This is a genomic window from Brotaphodocola sp. (genome assembly GCF_050873365.1).
Taxonomy (GTDB): domain Bacteria; phylum Bacillota; class Clostridia; order Lachnospirales; family Lachnospiraceae; genus Brotaphodocola.
Window position 1 is genome coordinate 38,829 of sequence record NZ_JBNMIQ010000016.1, and the last position, 21,814, is coordinate 60,642.

The window sequence follows — 21,814 nt, forward strand, 5'->3', positions numbered from 1 at the left end:
GTCATTCTCCTGTTCTGTATTCTCTCTGTTATTTTCTGCTCTCTGCATTCTTTGTTTCTCTGTATTTTTTGTTTTGTCTGTGTTCTTTGCTTTCTCTGTGTTTTTTACTTTTTCTATAATTGTTTGATTGGTCTATGGTTTTTGCTTTTTCCGTTTTACTTTGTCTGTTTTGGTTTTGCTTTATCTATTTTGGTTTTTCTGTTTTCTGCTTTTTCAATGCTTTCTGCTTTTTCTGTTTCCGCATTTTCATCTTAAACCATCTCCGATCAAATGTACAGAAGGCACATTTTTGTAACTGCTCGCTCTTGTTTTATTCGGTTTCCTGTTTACAAACAAAATTTTCAGGTAGTATAATAAACCCTTGAAACATACAAAAGCAACCTGTCACAAAATTTTACACAAAGGAGTTATTTCCCATGAAACGACTGGCTTTCAAGACAGCGTTCCCAAAAACGATTCCGATCTTTACCGGGTTCTGCTTTCTCGGTATGGCATACGGCATCTATATGAACGCTTCCGGCTTTTCTTTCTTTTATCCGCTCATGATGAGCATGCTGATCTACGGAGGTTCTCTTGAGTTTGTCACAGTTGAAATGCTCTTAAGCCCCTTCGCCCCGGTTCAGGTCTTCATCATGGCACTGCTGATTCAGGCTCGTCACCTCTTTTACGGTCTCTCAATGCTTGAAAAATTTAAGGGACTCGGGTGGAAAAAATTTTATCTGATTTTTGGAATGTGCGATGAGACGTTCTCAATCAACTGTTCCGCGGAGATTCCGGAGGGCGTCGATCGGGGATGGTTTTTCTTTTTCGTCACCCTCCTGAATCAGATTTACTGGGTTCTCGGAGCTACGCTTGGCGGACTGATCGGCTCCCTGCTGACCTTTGACACTGCCGGAATTAACTTCGTCATGACCTCGATGTTCGTCGTGATCTTTTTGGAGCAGTGGCTCAAGGAAAAAAATCACATTTCCGCAATCATCGGCCTCACCGTCTCCGCCCTTTGCCTTTTCGGTTTTGGAGCGAACACCTTCATGGTTCCGACGATGATCACGATCATCATTCTGCTCGCCGTGTTCCGCAAACCGATTGAGCGCATGGACAATGAAATTACAAACAAAGAAACGACTCTAAAAGAAAACACAATAAAAGAAACTGCAACAGGAAAAACAAGATAAAAGAATTTACGACAAAAAGCAAAAATTTCAGCCAAACAAGACCAACTATCAAGTAAGTAGACAGGAGGTTTATCCCATGACCATTCCACAGCAAATCATCACCATCGGTTTATGTGTCCTTGCGACAATGACAACCCGCTTTCTCCCATTTTTTATCTTCTCAGAGAAACGCGAGACACCCGCATTTATCCAGTATATCGGGAAATATCTTCCCTCAGCAGTCTTTGGCATGCTCGTCGTATACTGTCTGAAAAACGTTGATGTTCTTCACGGCACACACGGAGCACCGGAGTTTCTCGCCATCATTGCGACGACAATCATTCATCTCTGGAAACGCCAGATGCTTCTCTCGATCGCCGGAGGAACCATTTTTTATATGCTGTTGATCCATTTCATCTGACCGATTGCCGATGATTTCAAATCTCATTGCATGGTTTTTCGCGCATTGCTTTTCTCAATTCATTTGTTCATTTATTGTATTGCACAAAAAAGCTCTCACAAATCCATGATGTCTCAACACCACAGACTCGTGAGAGCTTTAAGCAAAACGATGAACCATCGATCTTTTTCTTTCTCCCTAGATCAGATTATATCCCTTAGATTTCAGACATTCCTGAACTTCCCAGATTCCATCCGTATTGAAAACCATAACCGGCTTTCCGGAATCCCTGTTGAACGAGAGGTACATGTAATTGATGCTGATGTTACTCTCAGAGAGCGCAAGCAGGAGGCGATTCAAGTTTCCAACCTCATCTGCCACCTCAACGCCGAGTACATTACTCAGACGGCACATATAACCTGCCTCTGTGAGCTTCTCCTGTGCCTTTTCCGGGTCAGAGACAACCATGCGGATGATTCCAAACTCCGCACTGTCATTTGTGACAGACCCCCAGATATTAATTTCAGCCTCCGCCAAAATACTGGTGATTTTCTGCAAGGTTCCCTTTGAATTCTCGCCAAAAACAGACACCTGTTTTAACATATTTCTTTCCTGCCTTTCTCAGTTCTTTTGTATCTTTGTATTTTTCATTTCACTCTAGCACTTTAATGTATAAAATTCTCTGTTTTCATCTAGTATAACGCAGGGCAAGTGATTTGTAAATGATTTCCTCAACTCAAATAATTTTTCATCGTCCTGAGTGCACTCTTTTCCAATCTCGACACCTGCGCCTGACTGATATGGATCTCCTCCGCGACCTCGGTCTGGGTCTTTCCCTCAAAAAAACGCATATCGATGATGTGTCGCTCGCGCCCCGGCAAATGTTTCATCGCCTCCCGAAGAGAGAGATCCTCGACCCAGTTTTCCTCCAAATGTTTCTTGTCACTGATCTGATCCATCACATAGAGCGGATCTCCGCCATCCGTGTAGATCGGCTCGTAAAGGCTGACCGGACTTTGAATTGCGTCAAGCGCATAGGTGACTTCCTCCTTGCTCATCCCGATCTCCTCTGCGATCTCTGAGATCGAAGGTTCTCTTGAGAGACGGCGCGTCAGTGCTTCTCGGGCATAGATTGCTTTGTATGCAATATCCCGCAGGGAACGACTGACGCGAATCGAATTGTTGTCCCTCAAATAACGGCGCACCTCCCCGAGAATCATCGGCACCGCATACGTTGAAAATCTCACATTCTGGGAGAGATCAAAATTGTCAATCGCCTTGATTAATCCAATACAGCCGATCTGAAACAGATCATCAATATTTTCCTGACTGCCGGCAAAACGCTGAATGACACTCAGGACCAAACGCAGATTTCCCTTGATATACTGCTCTCTGGCACTCTTGTCCCCCTTTGCGATCCGCATAAAAAGAGCATCCTTCTCCTCATTTGTGAGCAACGGGAGCTTTGATGTGTTCACGCCACAAATTTCCACCTTATAGACAGGCATATCCTTTACCTCCGCAGATTTGATAGGGAGTGTGAATCCCAAGTCCAAACAGCAACTCTGAATGTAAGGATGGACATTTTCCGGTGAATTTATACGGCTTTGTGCGAAAGAAGACCAGAACGGAGATGAATAAAATTTGAAAATCCGGAAGATTTATCTTATGATAAAAAAGAAAGATTAAGAAAAAATAAGAAAATTTGCAGAAATATGAGGACTTTTTACTTATGGCTCAGACACAAGATCAGGAAAACAAATGGGACAAACTTCTGAAAATCCGCACTTCCGGACGCGATGACTCAAACGCAGATCAGTACTGCTACCCCTACGAACCGACACCCTACTCCGTCCTTGAACGGCTCGCAAACAGCGGAGAAATCCGCAAAAATCATGTTCTGCTCGACTACGGATGCGGAAAAGGGCGGGTCGATTTCTTTCTCGCCTACCAGACCAGATGCCGGGCAATCGGAATCGAGTACGATGAGCGGATCTATGCGGAAGCACACAAAAATAAAGAGAGCGCAGTCTCAGGCGCCCGGACGGAATTCGTGCTCGCAAATGCCGAACAGTATCCGGTCGCTCCCGAAATCAACCGAATTTTCTTTTTTAATCCATTTTCCGTTGAGATTTTAAAGAGCGTTCTCGCGAGAGTCCTCGACTCCTACTACGAAAATCCACGAAACATCAAGCTCTTCTTTTACTACCCACAGGACGAATACCTCGCCTACCTGATGACCGTAAGCGAACTGGAATTTTATGATGAGATTGACTGTCAGGATCTGTTTGAGGGGCATAACTTGCGAGAGCGAATCGTGATTTTTGAGACTCCCGAGATGTTTTAAGATGGAATTAAAATCACGCGCCAAGTCGACGCTCGCGGAGACTTGAATCGGATTGTAATCCAATTTTTTTGAATGAAAAATTTTGCAGGATATGCGATTTGCAAAAAGAAAATTTTATAAAATTGTAATAGATGTAATGGAATTGTAAACGCAGTTCCCTCAAAAAAGAGGTATACTGTTACCATCTTACGAAAGGTGGTAACTCACATGTACATAAAAAAATTTGCAGTCGCTTGCCTCAGTCTCTGTCTGTGTGCACAGCCTGTTTTCTCCTCTTACGCCGGAACTATCGTCGCAGGAAGCGGTGCTTCCCTCGCTTCCCCGTCAAACGTCAGCCCTGCTACCGGCTCTTCCTCCGCCTCATCCTTTACTGCGGATCAGGCATGGCACAAGATCAACGGGCAGTATGTCGACGCATCGGGGAACCCGATTGACGGCGTTCTGATGCGCGGAATCAGCGTCTCCAAATGGCAGGGAAACATCGACTGGGCAAAGGTTGCGAGCGATGACGTCTCCTTTGCTTTTGTCCGCATGGTCTCCTACGGCTACGAAGGTCAGATCACGATGGATGAAACCTTCGACCAGAATATGCGTCAGGCGAGCGCTCAGGGCATCAAGACCGCTCCTTACATCTATCTCCAGACCAAGACCGTCGAGGAGGCAAAAAAAGCCGGTCAGTTCGCTGTCGACACTGCAAGAAACTACAACGTAAACTTCCCGATCGCCGTCGACATCGAATCCCCCTACATCCTCACACTGTCGGTTCAGGAGCTGACCGATGTCATCAACGCATTCTGTCAGGTGATCGCAGACAATGGCTACACCCCGATCGTGTACAGCGACTTCAACAAGCTGAGCACCGAGATGGACACCTCCCAGATTCCTTATGACATCTGGCTTGCACGCTACGGCTCGACAAACAATCAGTTTGCGAACCGCACAATCTGGCAACCGACTGAAACTGCATCCGTAAACGGAATTTCCGGAAATGTCTGCGTCGAGCTCGCCTTTAAGAACTACATCGGTCAGGTTGGAACCGGAAACAGCTCTGGCAGTTCCGTTGTCGGACCGGCAGGCAGTCAAAATTACTCCGTCTCCGCGACACCTACGGTCGGCGCTTCTTCCCAGACCGGCGGTCCGGGTGTTGTTCAGGCAGGAAGTGGAAGTCTGACCTCCCCGACACCTGAGAATGTCTCCCAGAGCGCACCGGCAACGGACACGAGTTCTACAACCTCATCGACGGTAGTCACCGCAGGTAATTAAACTTACGTGATCATCCGATCACCACTGCCTACTTTTATCCGTTCCTATTTCCTTCTTATACCGAAGAATAGGAACGGATTTTTTATTTTCCTTCCATCTCCCTCACCGCTTTCTTAAACTGGAACGCAAACAGGGTGCTTGCAAAAATCACGGACAGTGTATCTGCGACCGGCTCTGCAAGATAAACTGCCATCAGCGCATTGTTTGCAAACAGATGCGGAAGGATGTAGATCAGCGGAATCAGCAGAATAAATTTTCGCATGACTGCCACCATGATCGAGGCTTTCGCATTTCCGAGTGCGCTGAATGTGAGCTGGCAGGCAACCTGAATTCCGAACACAAACATCACTGCCATATAGATGCGCAGGGCTGTTTTTCCAAATGTCAGCAACTGTGCATCTGAGGTGAACATCGACACAAATGCTCCCGGAAACAGCTGAACACCAAGCCACAGAAGGACCGAGTAACAGAGATTGACTTTCACGAGAAGTCCGAATGTCTTCTTCACACGCTCTGCATTGTGTGCACCGTAGTTGTAACTGATGATCGGCTGTGCGCCCTGTCCGAGTCCCTGAAGAGGAAGCATCGCAAACTGCATCACACTCGTGAGAATCGTCATCGCTCCGACAGCGAGATCTCCACCGTAGCGAAGCAGGGAGGAGTTGAAGCAGACTGAAATGATACTCTCACTCGACTGCATGATAAATCCCGCCAGGCCGAGCATCACCGTCGGCACCACAACGTTTTTTTTCAGTCTCATATTTTCTTTTTTGATTTTCAAATACGTCTTTTTTCCAAGAAGAAACGACATCACCCAGGTACACGACAATGCCTGAGAGATCACGGTCGCAAGACCGGCTCCGCGCACTCCCATCCCAAATTTAAAAATAAAAATCGGGTCAAGCACAATATTGGCAACTGCACCGATCAGCACAGAAAGCATTCCGGTCTTGGCAAATCCCTGTGCCGTGATAAACGTGTTCATGCCGAGCGTCAACTGTACAAAGATCGTTCCGATCGCATAGATATTCAAATATGCGCAGGCATATTCGATCGTATTCTCACTCGCGCCAAATGCCAGCAGAATCCGCCGTCCAAATGCCAACAAAATCGTTGTCAACACTACGGAAATAATCAGCTGAAGCGTCACACAGTTTCCGAGTATCTGTTCCGCCTGATCCTCTTCATTCTTTCCCATCGCAATCGTCGCCCTCGGCGCACCGCCCGATCCGACCATCGATGCAAACGCCGACACAACCATGATGATCGGCATGCAAACGCCGACACCAGTCAGTGCAAGTGCCCCGCTCTCCGGAATGTGTCCGATATAAATTCGGTCCACGACGTTGTAGAGCATATTGATGATCTGCGCCATCACCGTCGGGATCGCCAACCGAAAAAGAAGTCTCCCGACCGGCTCTTTTCCAAGAAAACTTTTGTCATTCTGCATCTTTGTCCTCCCCACATTCTCCATCTCTTCCACAAGTCCCACAGACTCTACTTGCTTCACTCTCTTCACTCTCTTTACCGCTTCCATCCCTCTGCGGATTCGCTCCAAGCCCCTTTAGAATGTTCTCCTCGATTCTCCGGTTCATCTCCTGATAGAGATGTTTTTCATTTTCATCGAAGCCTGCAAAAATCTGTGCAAGCATCTTCTCCTGCTGGACCTCAACCGCCGTGACGAGCGGAGTCGCCCTCTCGGTCAGCGACAGATGAATCCGTCTCCGATCTTTCGGGTCTTCCGTCCGCTTGAGAAATCCTTTCTGAATCAGGGCTTCCACTCCCTGAGAGACATTTCCGCGCTGGAGCATTCTCATCCGAACAATCTCACTTGCCGTGTCGTGCTGTGGATTGTTGTAGAGGAAATTGACAATTACAATCTCCACTTTTGACAAGCCATACTCCCTGCGAACCGGTTCCTGATAGAGTTCCTGAAGTTTAAATGTCCCGCGCATCACCATGCAGTAATTTCCATGATTTTTCAAATCTCTGTTATGATCCATGTTGGGTGATGCGATCCTCCTTTCTATCTTTCTTTGTATCGTTTCTATCGTTTTTAAATAGTTTCTTTTAGAACTATTCTTTTTAGAACTGATTATACGCATTTCGATCCCCTCTGTCAATCCCACCCCAACGATTGACAGAGAGCCAAAATAAAAAAGGATCTCCAGCGCGTCTCCCTCCAGTTTTGGCAGAAATTGGAAGAAGGCAGAAGTGCCGGAAATCCTTTTTATTCCAGAATCGAAGATTCAATCACGTTCCGATTCTGTATGTTTTGCAGTTGATTTTTTTAACATTCATCAGGCAGTTTGTTGGGTCAACTTAAAACTTGGTCTTATTTGATAAATCCAACGTGCTTGCAGATCTCTTCTACTGCTTTGTCCTTGCGCTCGTTGAAGATCACCTTGTTCTCCTCGAACATGTTGCGACCATCTGCATCGATGGAGACGATCAGCGGACCGAACTCCTTAACTCGGCAGTTCCACAGCGTCTCCGGCATACCCAGATCACGCCACTCGGCACGAACGATCTCCTCAACCTCGGTAGCAGCTACTACTGCGTTTCCAGCCGGGAATACACAGTGGATTGCCTTGAAGTTCTTGCAGGCATACTCGGTGTTCGGGCCCATACCGCCCTTACCGATGATGACCTTTACTCCGGTCTGCTCTACGAACTCTTTCTCGAACTTCTCCATACGCATGGAAGTGGTCGGTCCTACGGAAACCATCTCGAACTTGTCATTCTCCAGCGGACGGATGATCGGGCCAGCGTGGAAAATTGCGTTGTTGCGAACATCTACCGGAAGCGGGCGATGCTCCTCTACAAGACGACGATGTGCTACGTCACGGCAGGTTGTCATGCTACCTGTCAGGTATACGATATCTCCAATATGGATATCCTTTAAATCTTCATCACTTACCGGTGTTACCAGAATTTTCTTTCCATCTCTAATCTCGATCATTATAATGTTACCCCCGAATGTGTAGTAATGGTATAGTTCAGATCCTTATCGAAAATAATGTGTCCGCGACGGTGAGACCAGCATCCAACGTTTACTGCAACACCGATCGTAGAAGGATGACGTGCGGTATTCTCAATATGTACGCCCATTACGGAGTACTTTCCGCCCATACCCTGCGGTCCAAGGCCGATGGAGTTGATGCCGTCCTCGAGAAGTTTCTCCATGTAAGCGGCACGCTCGTTCTCGTTGTGGCTTCCTAACGGACGCATCAGAGCTTTCTTGGAAAGCAGTGCAGCGGTCTCAACAGAAGTTGCAACACCTACACCAACCAGAAGTGGCGGGCAAGCATTCAGACCGTAAGAAGTCATAACATCCATAACGAACTGGGTAACACCCTCGTATCCAGCGCCCGGCATCAGAACCATTGCCTTACCCGGAAGGGTGCAACCGCCACCTGCCATGTATGCGTAGATCTCGCACTTGTCGCTGTCCGGAACGATGTCCCAGAATACGGTCGGGGTTCCCTTGCCGACGTTCTTACCGGTGTTGTACTCATCGAAAGTCTCAACACTGTTGTGTCTCAGCGGAGCCTCGAAGGTTGCCTTCACAACAGCCTCTTTCAGAAGACCCTCAAGCTCACCGATCAGCGGGAACTGGGTACCGCACTTTACCCAGAACTGAAGAACTCCGGTATCCTGACAGCTCGGGCGATTCAGCTTTACAGCCAGATCCTGGTTCTTCTTCATTGTTGCGTAGATAACCTTGGACAGCGGGCTATCCTCTTTCTCTGCCAGCTCATCGAGCTTTGCGATGATGTCATCCGGCAGTTTCTTACCGATATGGTCTACAAAATGCGCCATATACGTGGTAAGCTGTTCAACCTGTTCTTTCTTGCTCATCTCATAACCTCCTGTTTCTTCATGTGAATGTTTTTTTGTTTTTGATTTTTGTGTTGTTTTGATTTGTTGTTTCTGATATTTAATAATGTATCCATTTCGTATCTTCATAATAAATCGTTTTGTGTCGTTTGTCAAGTGTTTTTTTGTAATTTTTTTACATATTTTTGTACACAAAATACGTTTTATTATGCTTATTTCGCAGTGTGTTACTGTTCACGCATTGCCCAACAGCAAAGTGTATACAATAACACACTATGTCTCCAAATAGGGGTTCAAGGACATCCCCTGGCTCGTCTTCTCTCTTTACGGGAAGAACGGGAACGCGATCGGAAGAATGATCATGCTGACAATCGTCGCAATCACAATCAACGGAGCACCGGACTTCACATAGTCCATGAATGTATATCCGCCTGCACCGATTACCATCGTATTTGCCGGCATTCCGATCGGGGTTGCGTATGCACAGGAACCACCGATAACACATGCCATCAGAACGGCTCTCGGGTCAGCTCCCATTCCCTGAGCAACAGACAGACAGATCGGAACCATCAGAGCGGTCGTCGCCGTGTTGGACATGAAGTTCGTCAGCACACAGCACAGCATGAAGACAACGAAGGTCAGCACATACGGGGACGGATTCTCACCGAGGGCGTTGATTACAAGGTCTGCAATCTGCTCTCCTGCTCCTGTCTTGGAAAGTGCAGATGCAAGGGAAAGCGTACCACCAAAGAGGAAAATCGTCTTTAAGTCAATCGACTTGAGCGCATTCTTCTCAGAGATAACACCGGTCAGAATCAGAGCCAGAGCACCGATACATCCGGAGATGCACAGCTTGATACCGATCTTGTCCTCGAGAACCATCGCTGCCAGCGTCAGCACAAGGATCACGAGGGAGAGAACTTTCTTCCACTGCGGAACGTTGCTGAAATCCTGAGTCTGATCAAAAGCTCCATCGTCTTTCGGCTCGCGGTTCGGGAGCAGACGGTATCCAATCGTTGCATAGAAAAGAATTCCACAGATCAGGATCGGAACTCCGACAATCGCATACTCAAAGAATCCAAAGGACATTCCGAGCTGTTCCTGAAGCGCACTCTGTGCAATCAGGTTGCCCGGCGCACCGATCAGGGAAAGGTTTCCACCCATCGCTGCCGCAAATACCAGAGGCATCAGCAGTCTGGAACGGGAATATCCGGACTTTGCTGCAATTCCGATTACAACCGGAATCAAAACGGCTGCGGTACCGGTGTTGGAAAGAACTCCACTCATCACGCCCACGATCACCATGATCGCGATAATCAGCATTCTCTCGGTCTTCGCGAACTTTGTCACGATTCCGCCGATCTCATTTGCCATTCCGGTCTCAAAAAATGCTCCGCCGACAATAAACATTGCGACGAACAAAATTACGTTGCTGTCAATAAATCCTGCAAAAGCTGTCTTTACATCCAGTACCTTTGTGACGACAAGTCCGATACAGACGATCATCGAAGTCACACCCAGCGGGATCTTCTCTGTCACGAACATCACGATCGCAAACAGAAGAAATAAAATAGTAATGGTTGATGGACTCATAAACTCCTCCTGCTTTTCCCCATGCATACACGCATCTCTCGGGTTTCTTTTTGATATTTCGGCGCCGATTTCGTGGATACCCCTCAAATACATACTCTCTCCGATCGCCTTCCGAGTCAGTACTCCCCCCTGTCACGCTCTCTTACAACGTTTCCGATGCTTCATTCTCATTTGTCTTCCTGATCGGTGGGCTTATTCGTTCGTTTACTCGTTGGTTCGCTGGATGACTTGCCAACTCGCAGATGTTAAACGTTTTTCGTGATCTTTGATTTCTAATATTTAATAACGTATCCATTTCGTATGTTCATAATAAAACACAATGCCGAATTTGTCAATAGGTCATTGATGTTTTCAGCATTGTGTTTATTTTTTGCGTTTTATTTTTATGCATCCTGCACAAGGATTTTGAATCTTTGAATTTTTGAATCTTTGAGACTTTGAGGCTTTGAATCTTTGAGGCTTTGAGGCTTCCTTAACGGTAGCGCGTCAGCACATCCTCCATGCTTCGGATGATGTGGCGGTGCATCCGTTTTCTCGCCTGATCCGCATCTCGCTTCTCGAGTGCTTCCAGAATCTCCTTGTGCTCCGTCAGGGACTTGACCGCATACTCCTGAGCCGTCGATTTCACACCCATCGACAGACCATTCCACAACTCAGACAGCATTTTTTTCAGTTTTTCATTGCCCGATGCCTTCCAGATCTCATAGTGGAACGACTGGTTGTAATTGGAATAGCTTCCCGAATCATCCTGATCGAGAGCCTCCTGTGCAGACTCAACACAGTTGTGGATTGCATCGAGATCTGCTCCCATCTCACAGCAGAGTGCACATGCCTCACTCTCAAGCGCCGCACGCACCTGATAGTGTTCCCGGATCGTCGTCTCATTGATTCCAAGCACAACGGCTCCCTTATTCTGCTTTAAATCGATCAGTCCATCTCTCGAGAGGATCTGAAATGCCTCACGCACCGGTGTCACGGAGACGCCAAGCTCCTGCGCCGTCGTCTCGAGTGCAAGCACCTCTCCCTCTGAAATCTGCTTTGAAATAATCGCTTTTCTCAGCGCAGAAGCCACTCGCTCCCTCGCCGGAAGAAGCTGAATTGGTTTTAATCCTAACATGTTCCGTCCCCTCTCTCTTTTCTCATGCGAATCATTGCATCCGCAAGCATCTCAAAATACCCCAAAAGTTCCTTCTCGCCTTCTTCCTGTTTTCCGGATTTCCACAGTGCTCTCGCCATCATCAGCTTCCGCTCACTCTCCATACACGTTCCGCTGTTCACAACAAATGCCGTGTAGATCTCAATCAGCGTCTCCAACGACTTCTTGGAAAAGCTGTAACGGTGATTTTTCCAGATCTCCCGATGGAATTCCATCTCCTGTTGCGGAAGTTCCTCCGGATTCTGCCACTCTCTGAGCGCTTCCGCCTCCAAAAGGGCAGTGTGACGGAACACATGATAAAAGAACTCGTCCGTCAGCTGGCTCACTCTCACATGATTGTTCGGAAGACGATCGATCAGTCCCTGATATTCGAGCAAAATCAATGCCTCCCTGACAGGCATCCGCGATACACCAAGACTCTGCGCAAGTTCATTCTGCGTCATCTCCGTGCCATTCGGAATGTCCCCGGAAAGAATGGCATCCTTGAGCACTTCCACGATGCTTCCCTGTTTTTTCTTTACTCCGACATACTCCACAATTCTTCTCCTCCACGCCGTTCCTGCACGGAAGCCATTTTGCTGCTCTCCCCTCCATGCATCCCGATTTTTCTTTTTCTCTCTACTTCTCTGTTTCTTTACTTTTTTACTTTTTTACTTTTCTGATTTTCTAATTCTCTCGTTCACTCAACATCCCGTGATCATGCAAATATTAATCATACATTATATTGTATCCATTTTTATTTAAAAAGTAAAGAGCCAAAATCCATCTTTTTTCTCAAAGTCGGCGTTTTCGTTACCGTTCGTGCATTACACAAACGGTAACAACATTTTTTACGCAACTAATTCTCTCTGTGCTGTGCTCTACTCTACTCATTTCCCTCTTCCCACATTTCCATCCATTCTAGGCAGAGTTCATGCCAGAGCTTCCATGCCTCATCGCACTCACTGCGCAGACCATCTAAGGTTTTAAGAGAAACCGGAGACTCTGGCGTCTCGCCAACCCATTCTGATTCTGGTTCACCGAATTTTGGCTCACCGGATTCTGGTTCACCAAATTTTGATTCATTGGATTCTGGGTTATCAAGAGGCGAAGGTTCTCCAAGCAGTTCTTTCCAGTATTCCTCGGATTCACAAATCGCCTGCTCTGCATCTCTCACACGCTCCTCAAGCATTGCATAACGTTCCCCTGCCGGCTCCATTTTTTCACACACAAGACGGAGCTTCCAGTCAAGATATGCCTCCTCCGTCGAAATCTCGCGAAGTCGATGACGCTCTGCCTTCGGAACCGCACGCATCCCCTCAATCAGCGCCATATCCTCTGCCCGAACCTGCTCTGCAACCGAAACTCCCTCCGCCTCCTTGCGACAGCGCTCGAGATAATGTTCATATCCAAACGGATGATACATTGCGCTCCTGCCGTCAAAAATCAGCATCGCGTCTGCGACCTGACGGATAAAATATCGATCATGAGAGACAAAAAGAATCGTCCCCGTGTAGGCCTGAAATGCGGTCTCAAGAACTTCTTTTGCCGGGATATCCATATGATTCGTCGGCTCATCGAGCACAAGGAAATTCGGACGGCTCTGCAAGAGCTCTGCGAGAACAAGGCGGGAACGCTCTCCGCCGGAAAGTTCCGATACCTTGCGTCCCGCCTCCTTTCCTCGAAACAGGTAAGCTCCGAGCACACTTCTCGCATCCTTCTCTGTCATCGCCGGAAATAGCTCATGAAAATGCTCCAACACCGTCTTATCCGAGGTAAATTCTGCGGTATGCTGATCAAAATATCCGATTGTCACCTGATTTCCCGGACCGCCCTCGCCCGCAATCTGCGGAAGCAATCCGGCAACCGTCTTTAAAAATGTAGTCTTTCCTGCTCCATTTGGACCGATCAGACCGATTTTCTGTCCTCTGCGGATTCTCAGAGACAGTTCGAGAATCGGTTTCTCATATCCGATTTTCAGATGCTCCGCAGTAAACACCCACTTGCTCCCGAGAATCAGGGGACTGATCTCCCCGAAATGAACTCTCATCTCCTCCGGATTTGGCTCACTGACGCGCTCCATGCGCTCAAGCTGTTTCTTTTTTGCGCGCGCAAACGAAGCCTTTGTCGGCTTATGGCGGAAGCGCTCAATGACCTCATCTAAACGCTTAATCTCCTCCTGCTGGCGTTCCCACGCCTTCTTCTGGATCTCAAGCGCGTGCTGTTTCTCTGCACGGTATTGACTGTAATTGCCCGCGTAGCGCACCAGAGACGTGCCAGACGCCTCATAGATGACCTCTGCTGTCCGATCGAGGAAAAAACGATCATGGGAGACCATCACAACCGCATGGGGATATTCGCGCAGATATTCCTCAAGCCACTGAACCGTCGGAATATCGAGGTGATTCGTCGGCTCATCGAGTAGAAGAATATCCGGTTTCATCAGAAGAAGTCGAATAAACGCAATCTTCGTCTGCTCTCCACCCGAAAATTCCTCAAGTCGCTTTTTCTTATCCTCTTTCGAAAAGCCAAACCCTGTGAACAGGCGGTCATACTCCATCTCATAAGCAAAACGCTCCCGGTCAAATCGATCCTTGCACGGGCATGCCTCAAGAAGCTCCTCCTCGACCGTGCGCCCGAGATCCCCGCTCAGATGCTGATGCAACATCCCGATTGTGAGCTGTCTCGATCGCAGAATGCCGGGGCCCTGTCTGCGGTCATCTCGGTCAAGTTCTAACTCGCCTGCAATCAGACGCAGAAGTGTTGTCTTTCCCGTTCCATTGCGTCCGACAACCGCAATCTTCTCATTCCCCCGAATCTCAAAATTGATATGGGCGAGAATCGGCTTCCCTCCCAGTGACACACTTCCGTCCACAATCTGATACAGCATTGGTGTTCTCCTTCATTTGTCTCAAAAATTATTTTTTATTTTGAAAAAAATATTAGTCAAATGTTAGTCCAGATTCTTTCCATACAACGAAAAAGGACACCCTCCGAAGAGGATGCCCTTTCTATTCAGCGTGCGCGAGAAGATTCGAACTCCCGACACCTTGGTCCGTAGCCAAGTGCTCTATCCAGCTGAGCTACGCGCACATCCGGCTTATCGCCTGTCACAACTTTCTGAGCTCTGTGCCTTAGCTCTTAGCTCTTGTCCGCTGCAACGATAGTTAGTATACTGCACATTATCGTTTTTGTCAACACTTTTGCAAAACTTTTTTTAATTTTTTTTGAAAGCCCGATTTTCCCTTGATTTTAAAGGAAAAACGGGCTTTCACCAGACACAATTTTCGTGCCGTCTCAAAATTTTCTTTTTGATTTTTTGATTTTTCTTTTGAGTTTCTTTTTAAATTTTTTGCATTTCTTACTTTTCCAGACTCTTCCAGCGGAAGTTCGGAATCACATCGCTCCACTTATTGATACCGATCAGTGCTTTGTACTTCTCCGTCGTCTCAAGCGTCGCATTCTTGTTGTCGATATTCTTGTATACAATCCAGGACGGTTTCTGCTTTGTCGCCACGATGTCATTCGGCTTGCTCTCATCGCAGTGCCACAGACCAAATGCCTGGGATGCCGAAAGCTCCGTCGGCGCATCGACCTGACGACTCATGATGAACGCGTCAATGTACGGATTGCTATCCGCGATATAATACGCATAGGCGATCGCCGCTGCCTGAAGATCCTCCGTCGTTCCTCTCGTCGCACTCTTTGAGGTAAATCCCTGTTCGGAGAGAATGACATGGCGCACGGCACCGGATGCATTGCGGAACTGCGCCTGCTGGAGATAATCCGTCAGCACGCTCAGGTTCAGCATATTGACAACCGGGGAGGATGCATCGTTCTTGATAAGTCCAGTCTCCGCATCATTCCAGAACTCCGGCTCTGTCAGCGGAATCGAGTACGGATGGTAAGCAATTCCCCAATCCATCGAACCGCCCGGAATCATCTTGTTGTTGAACGTATCGATGACATCCTTCGCATTGTACTTGAGACTTCCGTCTGCGTCGTAGTTCCAGTTGTAGTCAGTCGAGAAAAATACTCTGCTGTTCGCACTCGTACTCTTGATCGATGTGTAGAACACGCGGAACGCTCTCTGGTACTCCTCGACATACTGATCGAGGCTCATCGGTCCCATGTAATTCCAGAGCTGGTTGTTGATCTCATTTCCGATTACCCAGTTGGACACTCTTCCATATGGGGATTTCAGACTTCCATAACGATCTGCAAGGAAGGTTGCAATTGCGCGAACCGTCTCATATCCCTCCTGAGTCGCCACATTGAATCCATAGTAATTTGCGGTTGTCGCAGGCTGTTTCGTCACACCCGGATAGTAGAGCTGAGGGGTCGAATCGCTCCAGCCGTTTAAGATAACCGCAGTCACCGTCATGTCCTTCTCCGACATCCGGCGGATCGTGTCATCATAGACTGCAAGCACATCCTTGCTGAAATGATAGGTCTTTCCGTCAAACTGATAGTCAATTCCGCTTCCCAGAATGTGATTGAACGGAATATTGACAATCACATGGTTGACACCCAGAGAAAACGCATCTGAGAGCATCGCCGGGGTCGTCTGAATCAACAGACCCTTCTTTGTCTGTGCGCTCTTGTAGGCATCGGTGTACTTTGCCACCGATTCCGGATTCGAGATATACGCCTCATTGCTGACAATCGTATACTCGCTTCCGTCATAGACCGCAACAACATAGCTTGAGCAGAGCGCATCCTGCGCCGTTCCGAGATTCAGCGGAACCTGAAAATTCAGCGCATCGCCCTTTGTGATCCATGCGCAGTAGTCCGTTCTGCCCTTCAAATCTCTCTGGTAGGGCTTCATCTCAAACAGATAGAGATAATTGTCATAGTACGCGGAATCTGACCACGTTCCCTCCATCTGTCCCTTGATCAATACCTGTTTTCCATTCTCCACTGTACAGCTGGTTATATGCGCAAACTCCGTCGGAGTCGGCTTTTCTTCTTCTGCCCGTGCCTGAATGATTCCCGTTATTCCGGTAAATGCGGTGAGCACCACCAGACAGCACAGAGATAACCAGTACTTCCAGTTTAAGTACTTCTTTTTTGTCTTCAACTTCTTCTGCCTCCAATCTCTGCCTTTTTTCACATCCTTTATCATAGCATGATATGTCAAAGGTGCAAGAACGATTCTCTTACATTGGCTTACAATTTTCTTGCAGAATATGCTGAAAATCTTCCTGAAATTCTGTTTTTGTCATAAAACGGTCGATCATTCCGTTGTTCCGATACCACTCAAAATCCGTCTCCACCTGATCTGACGTCAGGATCAGGCGGATCTCCGGGTTGACTCTGCGCAGGATCTCACAGAGCTCGATTCCGTTCATCATCGGGATCATATAATCCGCAATCACCATCTCATAAAGCTCTGGATTTTTCTGCACCTTGTCGATGAGGACAGCCGGATGCTCATACAGATCAATACTGTAACGGCTCCCGCGCGCCTGTCCCTTCATTTTCCGCAACATCTCGTCCGCGGACACAATCGCAATCCTTGAGACGGATTTGAGGCGCTTGCGCCCATCCTTATCCTTCTTCTGATCGCTCTCCGGATCTGCCTGATACTCCGGAATGTAGAGTTCAAAACACGTTCCCTGATCCGGTGCACTCTTCACTTCAATCCTGCCATCCACCGAACGAATCATGTTCTGGACAACCGAAAGTCCAAGACCGGTTCCCTGTCTCGATCCCTTCGTCGTGTAAAACGGCTCAAAGATCTGCTGGCGCGCACTCTCGCTGATTCCACATCCCGTATCGGAAACCCGCAGGCAGATCATGTTCCCCGCTTCCCGCCTTAAAGAGACCGTCAAAATCTTTTTCTCCGAGTGTTCCATCGCCTGAAACGCATTTTTGCACAGGTTCATCAAGATGTGCTCTGCCATTCCGCGCCGTCCCCAGATAAAAAGGCTCTCCTGCGTGATTTCCGCCCGAAATGTAATTGCAGACGGCACAAGCTGACGCACAACCATAAGCGCGCTGTTCGTCTCCTCCGTGAAATCCAGTTTCTCAAGCCGGACTCCCATATCCTGTCTCGAAAATGCCAGAAGCTCCCTCGAGAGATTCGAGGCCTTGTCGACTGAGCGCGTGATTTCCCGGATCATCTCCTTATTTTCCTCAGAAATGCTCTCATCACTCTCGAGAAGCTCCGAGTAGATCAGCACCGGTGTCAGATAATTGTTGAATTCATGCGCGATATGGCTTGCCATCATGCCGAGCGACTGAATTCTCTGATAATGGCGGATCTCATCGTTCTTCCGCGCGAGCAGTTCCATTCCCTGATTGATTTCTTTTAAGTAAGAAATCTCTTTCTGCTGGGAGACTGCGAGGAAACGGTTTTTGAGGATCATCCGCGTCGCAAAGACGAGCACGAGAATATAGAACATCACAATCCCGACGAGAACCACCATCATCCGATTTAACGGGCTGTCAAGCTCCTCCATCGGCAGAGTCGAGTTCACGATCCACCGCTCCCCCTGAATATAGATCACCGTGAACGCGACAATCCTGCGCACAGCCGGCAGGGACGGATCGTCCCAGACATAACTGTCAAGAATTCCCGTTCCAGAATCTTCTTTTGTCTGGCGTTCCACCCACGAATCAAGACTTGTCAAATTTAACGACGGATAGCGCAGACTTCGCCCTTTGACTGCGTCCATGCCGATCTGATCCTGCGCGTGGTGCATGATAATATCAAGGTTCTGGTCTTTCACGACGGAATATCCATTTTCTCCGATCTTGACCGGCTCGACAATCTTCTGGTAAATGCGATGCAGATCCATCGAAAACAAAAGCACATACTCGCCTTCCTGTGTGACAATCTTCTTTGCAATCTTCATCTCATACCATCCGGTCTGATCGGAAAGTTGTTTCCCGACAATCTCTGCCTGCAAGTTTCCCCTCTGATCGGTCATCTCCCCACTCGTTCTCTTTGCCTCCTCAATCTCTGCCCGCGCACTTGAGGAGGAACTTTGAATTTCTGTGTGATCCGTCAGATACGAGTAAGTCGCTCCACTTGGAGTATCAAGAAGAATCTGATCGTACAGCCCCTCACTCTCTTTCAGGAAATATCCTGTCTGTCTGCGAATTTTAAGCTCCGTCTCACTGCTCTTTGCCAAGAGAGCTATCTGACTCTCCTCCGCACTTTCAATCGGGGGCTCGACCTGCTCTTTATCCTGATCTTCATTCTGATCTTCCTTCTGATCCTCAATTTGGCTTGAATCGCCGAATCGACTTTCCGAATCATCGAAATCCTCGTAATAAAGATCAATCTGTTTCAACTCCGAGTTCAGATACGAGCTCAAGTTATTTCCGATCACCCCCGCGATCGTCAAAAGCTGGCTCTCCTCCGTCCGAATCATCGAATCCCGATACCTCCGATAAAACGTCAGACAGGCAACAACCATCGCAAGCGACAAAAGTACAATCAAAATAAAGGAAACAAGTTCCGTGATGTGTTTCTTCCCCCATCCGTTCAGATTCTGCATTTCTCTCTGTCTCCCTTCACTCCGTCTTGCAGTCTCTACTCACAGATCCATCTTGTAACCGATTCCCCGGACTGTCTTTAAGTAATCCGGATTTTTCGGGTCATCCTCAATCTTGTCGCGAATCCTCTTCACATAAACCGTGATCGTGTTGTCATCCACAACGGCCTCATTCCAGACCTGCATGTAGAGCTGTGCCTTCGTGAACACCTGACCCGGATTTTCCATCAGAAAACGAAAGAGCGCCTGTTCCCTCGCGGTGAAATTCAGTGGTTTTCCATTTTTCAGACACTCCATCTTCACTGTGTCGACCGTGAACGGTCCTCTCTGAATCGCAGACGGCGCCATCTGGCTGTAAATCTGGCTTCTGCGAATCAATGCCTTGACTGTCTGAATCAAGACGGCAATGTGAAACGGCTTTGTCAAGTAGCTATCCGCTCCGAATCCAAGTCCAAGCACCTGATCCATCTCATCGGATTTTCCTGAGAGCATCATCACCGGCGTGTTGTCCCCCGATGCCCGCATGCTCTGGAGCACCTGATAACCACCGACCCGCTCCATCATCACATCGAGAATCACCAGATGAAAATGCTGTTTCTGGAGCAGTTCAAGCGCCTCATCCCCGTCCGAGGCTTCCGTCACATGCATGCCCTCGCGCGCAAGCGCTGTCCGGATCGCAAGCCGGATTGCCCTCTCATCGTCCACTACAAGAATCTCTTCTGCGTTCATATCCCGTTTTTCCTTTCCTCTCTCCCTCTGAAATTTAATTTTCTTTTCCCTTATCTTCCATATTCTTTCATACCATTTAATATCTTTTCATACCGTTTCATATTTTTTTATCTGCTCTATCCACAATCTATCATCTCATATATCATGGTAAATAAAAAACACTTCCATGGTTTGCTGGATCTTTCCATCCCATCAGTAATTATAGCAAGATCCGTCCAAAATGTACAAGATTCTCCCCGATCTTTCACTGGATGCACGCTCATTTTGTTGCGAGAATCTTAGTTCCCCTGACACACAAAACAGGCGGAGACCATTCAGCTCTTTCGCGCTGTCTAATCTCCACCCAAGTCGTTTTAGTATGTCAAAAGTCGAAAATTGTATAACTACTATTCTTTGTCTTGTACCGCCTGCATATTACCGCAATAGCTTATACCGTAATGATTCCAAGGACTACTCCAAGGAAGAGCATGATACAGCTCACAATGAAATACGGCGGAATGCTGAATTTCATGTGATCTTTTAACTCAGTTCCAGTCAGACCGATTGCCAAGTAGGTTGCCGGTACAAGCGGGCTTACCATCAATGCAAGGTTCTTACCGATGATCATCGTCAGCGCGGTATTTAAGGATGCCACACCGTAAGTCTCACCGACCTGCATAACCAGAGGCATGATTCCGTAGAAGTATGCGTCTGTTCCAATGCAAAGTCCAAGCGGAAGTGCCAGAACACCGAAGATCAGGTGGATGAACTTTCCGAATGCAGACGGAATGATTGCCATGATTGCGCTTGCCATTGCCTCAAGCATTCCGGTTCCATCAAATACACCGACCATCGCACCCGCTGCAAACAGAGTTGCGGAGATTGCCAGTGCTGCCGGAGCATGCTTCTTTACAAGCTTGTCCTGAATCTTCTGATCTGGGTAGTTGACTGCGAGCAGAACACACAGACCCAGCATGAAGACTACATAGGATTTACCGATTCCGGCGGACAGAAGAGCGATAACGCCGACGGTCAGCAGGAAGTTGAAAATCAGGAACGCATTGGATTTTCTCAGGGAATCGGTCTCTGCCTTCTCCTTCGTATCCTCTGCAACAACTTCCCCTTTTCCTGCGCCTGCACCCTGCTTGATTGCCATCATGCCGAGCAGAACAGCAAGAACGATATTCATCACCAGTCCCACAACCTGAATCGGAATCAGCATATGCCACAGCTCGGTTGCATCCATCTGAAGAACGGTTGCTGCTCTTGCAGTCGGACCGCCCCACGGAAGCAGGTTCATAACACCCATGCACGCACCGGTGATGCACAGAAGAATTCTCGGATCAATCTTCATCTTCTTGTATACCGGATACATAGCCGGGATTGTGATCAGAACGGTAACAGCGGTCGTTCCATCGAGATGTGCGATCGTTGCGATCAGCGCAGTGACAACGGTAACGGCGATGACATTGTTACCGGCACGCTTTACCAGCCATCCCACAATCACATCGAACAATCCGGTGTCGGAAAGCACTCCAAAATAAATAACAGAAAAGATAAACAAAATACCGTTGCTCGTTGTTGTCTTGATTCCGTCTGCGATAAATCCCATGATATCCACAGGGGAAAATCCAAGAATCAGCGCTGCAATCGTCGGCACAACTGCCAGAACAACGATCGGTGACATTTTTCCCTTTAAAAGCAGGGCGACAATCGCGATGATCATCAGAAAACCGATTAATGCAACCATAAAAAACTCCTCCTCTCGCTCCATTCCATTTCTTTTATTGATTTTTTCTCTTACTTGATTTTTATTTTACAGGAGGAACCTTAATGGATCATGACGGAAAAATGACAATTTTGTCATAT

Annotated in this window: 18 protein-coding genes and 1 tRNA gene; 4 read left to right on the forward strand and 15 right to left on the reverse strand. The window is 47.7% G+C overall.

Annotation, left to right across the window (positions count from 1 at the left end; translation table 11 throughout):
• The first annotated feature begins 416 nt into the window (after positions 1-416).
• Together ACR0QT_RS09060 and ACR0QT_RS09065 are read left to right on the forward strand one after the other, a co-directional pair.
• Positions 417-1,175: an AzlC family ABC transporter permease gene (locus ACR0QT_RS09060; protein WP_432630484.1), complete on the forward strand. Its 759-nt coding sequence runs from the start codon at positions 417-419 to the stop codon at positions 1,173-1,175.
• Between the two features lie 76 nt (positions 1,176-1,251).
• Complete coding sequence (locus ACR0QT_RS09065) at positions 1,252-1,575, forward strand: branched-chain amino acid transporter permease (RefSeq protein WP_432630485.1); 324 nt, start codon at positions 1,252-1,254, stop codon at positions 1,573-1,575.
• Between the two features lie 177 nt (positions 1,576-1,752).
• On the opposite strand, the gene ACR0QT_RS09070 is transcribed toward ACR0QT_RS09065, so the two are convergent.
• Positions 1,753-2,157: an amino acid-binding protein gene (locus ACR0QT_RS09070; protein WP_432630486.1), complete on the reverse strand. Its 405-nt coding sequence runs from the start codon at positions 2,155-2,157 to the stop codon at positions 1,753-1,755.
• A 128-nt stretch (positions 2,158-2,285) separates the two neighbouring features.
• The gene (gene sigG, locus ACR0QT_RS09075) at positions 2,286-3,062 is read right to left on the reverse strand and encodes an RNA polymerase sporulation sigma factor SigG (RefSeq protein WP_308450342.1); all 777 of its coding nucleotides are present in this window, start codon (positions 3,060-3,062) and stop codon (positions 2,286-2,288) included.
• A gap of 224 nt (positions 3,063-3,286) precedes the next feature.
• On the opposite strand from sigG, the gene ACR0QT_RS09080 reads away from it, so the two are divergent.
• Together ACR0QT_RS09080 and ACR0QT_RS09085 are read left to right on the forward strand one after the other, a co-directional pair.
• Complete coding sequence (locus ACR0QT_RS09080) at positions 3,287-3,901, forward strand: class I SAM-dependent methyltransferase (protein WP_432630487.1); 615 nt, start codon at positions 3,287-3,289, stop codon at positions 3,899-3,901.
• A gap of 207 nt (positions 3,902-4,108) precedes the next feature.
• On the forward strand, positions 4,109-5,164 hold the full coding sequence (locus ACR0QT_RS09085) for a GH25 family lysozyme (protein WP_432630488.1): 1,056 nt from the start codon (positions 4,109-4,111) through the stop codon (positions 5,162-5,164).
• Positions 5,165-5,246: 82 nt separating this feature from the next.
• Here the strand turns inward: ACR0QT_RS09085 and ACR0QT_RS09090 are convergent, their stop codons facing one another.
• The 13 genes from ACR0QT_RS09090 to ACR0QT_RS09150 all read right to left on the reverse strand — a co-directional run bounded on the left by ACR0QT_RS09090 (position 5,247) and on the right by ACR0QT_RS09150 (position 21,695).
• Positions 5,247-6,614 carry an MATE family efflux transporter gene (locus ACR0QT_RS09090; RefSeq protein ID WP_432630509.1) on the reverse strand — a complete coding sequence of 456 codons (1,368 nt, stop codon included), beginning with the start codon at positions 6,612-6,614 and terminating at the stop codon, positions 5,247-5,249.
• Positions 6,604-7,167, reverse strand: a complete 564-nt coding sequence (locus ACR0QT_RS09095; protein ID WP_432630489.1) for a MarR family winged helix-turn-helix transcriptional regulator — start codon at positions 7,165-7,167, stop codon at positions 6,604-6,606. Before ACR0QT_RS09095 ends, ACR0QT_RS09090 begins: the two co-directional genes overlap by 11 nt.
• Before the next feature lie 332 nt (positions 7,168-7,499).
• Entirely contained in the window at positions 7,500-8,126 is a 627-nt protein-coding gene (gene ttdB / locus ACR0QT_RS09100; RefSeq protein WP_177977623.1) for a L(+)-tartrate dehydratase subunit beta, read from the reverse strand.
• Entirely contained in the window at positions 8,126-9,025 is a 900-nt protein-coding gene (gene ttdA, locus ACR0QT_RS09105; protein ID WP_177977622.1) for a L(+)-tartrate dehydratase subunit alpha, read from the reverse strand. The genes ttdB and ttdA overlap by 1 nt, the downstream gene beginning before the upstream one ends.
• Positions 9,026-9,328: 303 nt before the next feature.
• On the reverse strand, positions 9,329-10,597 hold the full coding sequence (locus ACR0QT_RS09110; RefSeq protein WP_432630490.1) for an SLC13 family permease: 1,269 nt from the start codon (positions 10,595-10,597) through the stop codon (positions 9,329-9,331).
• 472 nt (positions 10,598-11,069) lie between these two features.
• Positions 11,070-11,714, reverse strand: a complete 645-nt coding sequence (locus ACR0QT_RS09115) for a GntR family transcriptional regulator (protein WP_432630491.1) — start codon at positions 11,712-11,714, stop codon at positions 11,070-11,072.
• On the reverse strand, positions 11,708-12,289 hold the full coding sequence (locus ACR0QT_RS09120; protein ID WP_432630492.1) for a GntR family transcriptional regulator: 582 nt from the start codon (positions 12,287-12,289) through the stop codon (positions 11,708-11,710). The genes ACR0QT_RS09115 and ACR0QT_RS09120 overlap by 7 nt, the downstream gene beginning before the upstream one ends.
• Positions 12,290-12,618: 329 nt before the next feature.
• A complete protein-coding gene (gene abc-f / locus ACR0QT_RS09125; protein ID WP_432630493.1) occupies positions 12,619-14,622 on the reverse strand; it encodes a ribosomal protection-like ABC-F family protein in 2,004 nt (667 codons plus the stop codon).
• 129 nt (positions 14,623-14,751) lie between these two features.
• Positions 14,752-14,825 (reverse strand) — tRNA-Arg (locus ACR0QT_RS09130).
• Between the two features lie 268 nt (positions 14,826-15,093).
• On the reverse strand, positions 15,094-16,857 hold the full coding sequence (locus tag ACR0QT_RS09135; RefSeq protein ID WP_432630494.1) for a DUF5722 domain-containing protein: 1,764 nt from the start codon (positions 16,855-16,857) through the stop codon (positions 15,094-15,096).
• Between the two features lie 34 nt (positions 16,858-16,891).
• Positions 16,892-19,240: an ATP-binding protein gene (locus ACR0QT_RS09140; protein ID WP_432630495.1), complete on the reverse strand. Its 2,349-nt coding sequence runs from the start codon at positions 19,238-19,240 to the stop codon at positions 16,892-16,894.
• Between the two features lie 39 nt (positions 19,241-19,279).
• Entirely contained in the window at positions 19,280-19,966 is a 687-nt protein-coding gene (locus ACR0QT_RS09145) for a response regulator transcription factor (RefSeq protein WP_432630496.1), read from the reverse strand.
• Positions 19,967-20,393: 427 nt separating this feature from the next.
• Entirely contained in the window at positions 20,394-21,695 is a 1,302-nt protein-coding gene (locus tag ACR0QT_RS09150; RefSeq protein ID WP_432630497.1) for a CitMHS family transporter, read from the reverse strand.
• Positions 21,696-21,814: the final 119 nt, after the last annotated feature.